Genomic DNA, 1,203 nt, shown 5'->3' with positions numbered 1-1,203 from the left:
ATGGTCGGCGACCCTGCCGGCGCTGGCGGACGGCAGCTACGCGGCGACGGCTTTGGCGATCGACGCGGCCGGCAATGCGAGCCTGGCGAGCACGCCGTTCACCTTCGGGATCGACGCGACGGCACCGGTCGCCGCGGTCGTGACAGCGGGGGGCGGCACGACGCGTGACGCCACGCCGGCTCTCATCGGCACGGGCGAGGCGGGTTCGACGGTGACGCTGCTGAACGGCACCACCCCGATCGGCACGGCCGTGGTGGGGGCGGACGGCACCTTCACGGTGAGCCCGACGACCCCGCTCGCGGACGGGGCCTACGCCCTGGCCGTGCAGCTCACCGACGCGGCCGGCAATGTCGGCGCGGCCTCGGCCCCGGTCGGGGTCGTCATCGACACGGGAGCACCGGCGAGCCCGACCCTCGCGGCGGTGACCGGCCCGACCAACGACAGCACGCCGGTCCTCACCGGCACGGCGGAGGCGGGTTCGACGGTGACGCTGCTGAACGGCACCGCCGTGCTCGGCACGGCGGTGGCGGATCAGACCGGCGCGTTCAGCCTCACGCCGGCGACACCGCTCGGCGACGGCAGCTACGCGCTGACCGCGACGGCGACGGATGCGGCCGGCAACGTCAGCGGCGCTTCGGCCCCGGTGACCGTCGCGATCGACACCGCCGCGCCCGCCCTGGCGACGGTGGCGGGTCCGACCGGACCGACCAGCGACGCCACCCCGGCCCTGACCGGCACAGGCGAAGCGGGATCGACGGTGACGCTGCTGAACGGCACCACCCCGATCGGCACGGCCGTGGTGGGGGCGGACGGCACCTTCACGGTGAGCCCGACGACCCCGCTTGCGGACGGGGCCTACGCCCTGGCCGTGCAGCTCACCGATGCCGCCGGCAATGTCGGCGCGGCTTCGGCCCCGGTCGGGGTCGTCATCGACACGGGAGCACCGGCGAGCCCGACCCTCGCGGCGGTGACGGGCCCGACCAATGACAGCACGCCGGTCCTCACCGGCACGGCGGAGGCCGGAACGACGGTGACGCTGCTGAACGGCACCGCCGTGCTCGGCACGGCCGTGGCGGATCAGACCGGCGCGTTCAGCCTCACGCCGGCGACGCCGCTCGGCGACGGCAGCTACGCGCTGACCGCGACGGCGACGGATGCGGCCGGCAACGTCAGCGGCGCCTCGGCGCCGGTGACCGTCGCGAT

The 1,203-nt window shown here is 75.6% G+C and carries 1 protein-coding gene; it reads left to right on the top strand.

The window, feature by feature from the left end; all coding sequences use genetic code 11:
* Positions 1–1,203: Ig-like domain-containing protein (locus FF100_RS36800; protein WP_171070488.1), on the top strand; the 1,203-nt coding region annotated here is incomplete at both ends.

It is taken from the genome of Methylobacterium terricola (assembly GCF_006151805.1).
Classification (GTDB): domain Bacteria; phylum Pseudomonadota; class Alphaproteobacteria; order Rhizobiales; family Beijerinckiaceae; genus Methylobacterium; species Methylobacterium terricola.
The sequence above is the reverse complement of the archived record's forward strand: the minus strand, read 5'-3'. Positions and strand labels throughout refer to the sequence as shown.